Annotated in this window: 3 protein-coding genes; 1 reads left to right on the forward strand and 2 read right to left on the reverse strand. The window is 37.7% G+C overall.

What is annotated here, in order from left to right:
* Positions 1–128 precede the first annotated feature (128 nt).
* Complete coding sequence (locus GQR52_RS20085) at positions 129–740, reverse strand: transglycosylase SLT domain-containing protein (protein ID WP_010554629.1); 612 nt, start codon at positions 738–740, stop codon at positions 129–131.
* Positions 741–884: 144 nt separating this feature from the next.
* Entirely contained in the window at positions 885–2,462 is a 1,578-nt protein-coding gene (gshA, locus tag GQR52_RS20090) for a glutamate--cysteine ligase (protein WP_165729582.1), read from the reverse strand.
* Positions 2,463–3,049: 587 nt separating this feature from the next.
* Between gshA and GQR52_RS20095 the strand changes: the two genes are divergently transcribed.
* Positions 3,050–4,597 (forward strand): PAS domain-containing methyl-accepting chemotaxis protein, encoded by a 1,548-nt coding sequence (locus tag GQR52_RS20095; protein WP_165729583.1) that lies wholly within the window; start codon positions 3,050–3,052, stop codon positions 4,595–4,597.
* Positions 4,598–4,708: the final 111 nt, after the last annotated feature.

Below are 4,708 nucleotides of genomic sequence, written 5' to 3' on the forward strand. Positions count from 1 at the left end.
ATAGAAGATATCCCCGATGGGTTAAGCCAAAACCATCTAAGTATCCCCATAAAAAGAAAAATGCCAGTCAGCTTAACTGACTGGCATTAGAGCCAATTGGCTCCTTTTTTATATCCATTAATAATTATCTAGCCAAATATAAGACGTTCAAACCAACCTTTATCAAGCTCTTCTTCGCAGTGTTTTAATTGCGCACCATAACGGCTCGCTCTGTGCTTAACTTTGTTCGCAACACCCATTAGCCACTTTTTCTTTTTGTACGTGCCACGCTTATACCCACCCCAACCTTCATGATAATTAAGGTATTGTGCGTAAGCATCCCATTTAGATATTTTATTTACTTTATGCGTTTTATAAACAAACCACGCCATAAAGTCGATTGCATCGTCAAAGTCATCTCTATCAGCACCGTTGTTGCCTGTTTCACGAATATAATCAGACCATGTTGGTGTTTTAGCTTGCGAGTAACCATAGGCATCACTTGCGCGACCGGTAGGAATTATCCATAAGAAGTACTCCATAGGCGGAGCGGCATCATGCTTAAATGAGCTTTCTTGGTACATCATACTCATGAGTACATGCTTGGGAGAACCCCATTTTTCTTGTGCATCTTTTGCATCGAAATACCAATCGGGCTTTTCTTCAAAGATTTTACATAAATCGTTAGGTTGCTTTGGGGGCGCTGTAGCACAACCGGCTAAAGTAATGGCGAGAGATAGGATAATTGCATTTTTTTTCATTTTTCTAAGATCTCACAGAACTTTTCTAAAAAGTGTGGGTCTGACTCAATGAATGCACCAGTACAGCATTAATTCATCCCTGAATATATTTACGCAGCCAACTTAGGCTGCGTTTTTTTGCTTAAATGTTGCTAAATACTAAGGTTATTTACCGTCAAAATACGCATCTAAAAACGCGGTAAATGACTGGGTATCTGCTTGCTCAATTGCAGCTTGTGCTTCGTTAGACTCTACAACTTGTTGTTCCAGCCAAGGCTTTAAAAACTCGCTGTAGTCAGTATCTGCGTGGCTTTGCTTATATTTACTAGCCAATGCTAGTGCAAAGTGACCGTTGTCTAAACCAGACTCTTTTAATTGTGACACGTAACGTCCAGAGTAAGTAAGCTCTGGATTATGTATCCACGTTGCCATGCGCTTTATAGTATCTGAGTAATAGTTAACACCATAAGCATTATCCATCCATTTAGCGACATCTGTAAGCTGGGTAAATATTTCATCGCCCCACGACTGAAGGCTACGCTGTGTGTTATTAAAGTTAAGCATTAGCCCTTCTTCTCGACCTTGGTTTACTACTGTGTCGAGATTTTCAGTACTACGTGCTTGTTCTTTCCAATCCATTGGAGCTGAATCTTTTAATAAACAATACGTTAAAAACACATCTAAAAAGTGAATTTGCTCAATATCAATACCAACTTCGCTAAACGGGTTAACGTCTAATGCGCGAATTTCTACGTATTCAATGCCTGCTCGAAGCAATGCATCCGTTGGCGTTTCGCCACTTTTCGCATTGCGCTTAGGACGAATTGGCGAGTAAAATTCGTTTTCAATCTGCAGAATATTTTTATTTAACTGCTTAGGGTTTTCACTCTTGTAGTCATCAAGATCACCATAAATTTCTGATGGTGTGTTGATTGCTTTTTTAAGGCCCGCTACATATTCATCTAACGAGTTATACATTACGCGTAGTGACGACTGAGCGCTATTTGTATAACCTAAATTACCTAAACGCAGTGCTGTACCAACTTCTAAGTAAAGCGTGCCTTTACCTAGTTTTTTAAATGGTAAGTCAGTTTTTCGACCTTGCAAAAATGAGTTACACAATGCTGGCGATGCGCCAAACATGTAACTTATTAGCCATAGTTCGCGTTTAAAGTTACGAATAAGCGATAAGTAGCCTTCTGAAATAAAATCTTGAAGGCTTGCATTGCTTTTTTGTAAAGAATGAAGTGACTGCCAAAGCGTATCTGGGAATGAAATATTAAAGTGAACACCTGCAATTGCTTGCATCATACTACCGTAGCGATTTTTTAATCCTTCACGGTATAGTGTTTTCATTTGACCAGTATTTGAACTACCAAACTGAGCTAGCACTATATCGTCTTGGTGCTCAATAAAACACGGCATGCTAATGGGCCAAAGTAGTTCATCGCCCATTTTTTCTAGAGTGAACTTTTGAAGGTCTTTTAATTGCTTAAGCGTTTGCGTTGACGATTCACTAACTGGAGTAATAAATTCAAGTAAAGACTCGGAAAAATCAGTTGTGATATGGCCGTTAGTTAACGCACTGCCCACACCTTTTGGGTGACCTTGAGGTGATATTGCACCATTATCTTGTATTCTTAGCGACTCTCGCTCTATGCCACGTTTAATGCCTTTAACTGCATGTTGGTGCTCATTTACTGATAACGCTTCAAGTGCGTTAGTTAAATCATGTGTTGTCAAAAAATCTTTCCTCGGGCCACGTGGCTTAATCATAAGGTTATGGGGGCTAATTACTTAGACTCAAGATTAATACCAATTTTATTGAAAATATGATCATTCTATCGCATTAAATAGCGCACTCACTGCGTTAAAAATTATTCATATAGAACAACTATATGTCATAATTTTCGCCTTGTTATTGTGCTATTTTCTTAGCGCTATAATTGATCACTTATTTAATGCAACTGGTATAAATTGCTAGAACAATATAATTTTTCTAAGTTAATAATTATTTACCCACTCTATACATGCGCTCAATATGACCAACATCATTATATTAAGTCGTAATATTGCCATTGCTCTGGGCATTATACAAATGCTTTAAATGCGTATTTAAGTATAAATTAAATACGCAAAATATAAGCCTAAAATAATAGACCGGAACTTATTTAAAATGAGTTCAATTTAGCTACTCGATATTTAAATTTGATCTAGATCAATAAAAACAATTATTTGCCTTATGAGCATAAAAGGAAAGACGCTATTTTTTGCTTTGTAGTGTGTAACCAATATAATGACAGCAACAATAAAGGATGATAATAAACATAATGCACAATGATAAAAGCTTAAAAAATAAAGAAGTATACTTTGATGAGTCACAAGAGCTTGTTTCTACTACCGACCTCAAGGGTGTAATAACATACGTCAATCAAGAGTTTTGCTCTGTAGCAGGTTATAGCGCACAAGAGCTTATCGGTCAGCATCATAATATTGTTCGTCACCCTGATATGCCAAAAGCGGCCTTTAAAGAAATGTGGGCAACATTAAAACAAGAGCACTCGTGGCGCGGCATGGTTAAAAACCGCTGTAAAGATGGCCGTTATTATTGGGTAGATGCCTTTGTAACCCCTATTTTTGAGCATAGCCGACTTGTTGGTTATCAATCAGTAAGAACTAAAGCAAGCTCTCAACTTAAGCAACGTGCACACGCTCTTTACAACAAAATAAATGCCAATAAGTCATCATTTAAACTACGAGAACACACCACAATAAGACAAGGCATTACTTTTATATGCCTATTACTTTGGCTGATTTTTATTGCTGTTACGGGATCAATCTCTTTAGCTGTAATTAGCCTATTGATGTGCGCCTTAGTTATTGCGCTAAATTATGACGAACTGATTGTTACCCCTAAAATATTACGCGAACAAAAAGCAAAAGCCGATTCAATCTCTCGCTATATTTACAGCGGCCATACACCGCATAGCGTAAGTGATTATAGAGAGCAAATGCTAAGCGCAAAATTGCGCACGGTTCTTGGCCGTATGAAAGACTCCACATTAAGCTTTAATGGCATCGCAACTGATCTAGATAAACAATCTACGCTTACTGAAAAAGGCATTTTTTCGCAAGGTGAGCGTTTAGAACAAATTGCATCAGCGATGACTCAAATGAGCTCTACCATTGGTGAAATATCAGTAAATACCGCTCAAACAGCTGATAAAGTGAATAACACCCATCAAAGTTGCTCTGAAATAAAAGACCATATTGCAGATAATAGTAAAATGGTATCTGATTTAGCTTTTCAAGTAGAAAAGGCTGCAACCACAGCCACCAGCTTAGCCTCTGAAGCAGATAAGATTGGTAAAGTAATGAGTGAAATAGAAGGAATTGCCGATCAAACTAACTTACTTGCCCTTAATGCAGCGATTGAAGCAGCTAGAGCGGGAGAGCATGGTCGAGGCTTTGCTGTAGTAGCCGACGAGGTAAGGACCCTTTCGTCACGTACTCAAAATGCTACAACACAAATCCACAGTTCTATTAAAGAAATACAAGATACTTTATTTAGCTGGTCTAAAGTAATGCAAAGCACTAAAGCACAAGCCGATAATTGTGTGCTGACAACCGATAAAACTCAAGTTGAATTAGAGGGGATTTTTATCCAAATCAGTGAAATATCTCATTTAGCAATACAAATATCATCTGCTGCAGAAGAGCAACAAATGGTTAGTAATGATATTAGTAATAATGTTTCGCAAATTAAAGACTTTGGAGATAACAACTTAAGCTTAAGCTTTAATGTGGCAAAAGGAGCAGCTGAACTTGTTGAAGGTTCACGTAGGGTGAACGATTTATTACTAACTTTTAAAGTTTAACAAACATAAAAAAGCCGCTATTTTAGCTAACACCGATCAGTTAAGGTATTTTTGATCGGTTGACCGATCTTTTGGTTGCTTCACAATACCCTTATCATCTTTTGATTATGA

Source organism: Pseudoalteromonas sp. 31A1, assembly GCF_011378815.1.
GTDB classification, from domain to species: Bacteria; Pseudomonadota; Gammaproteobacteria; order Enterobacterales; family Alteromonadaceae; genus Pseudoalteromonas; species Pseudoalteromonas arctica.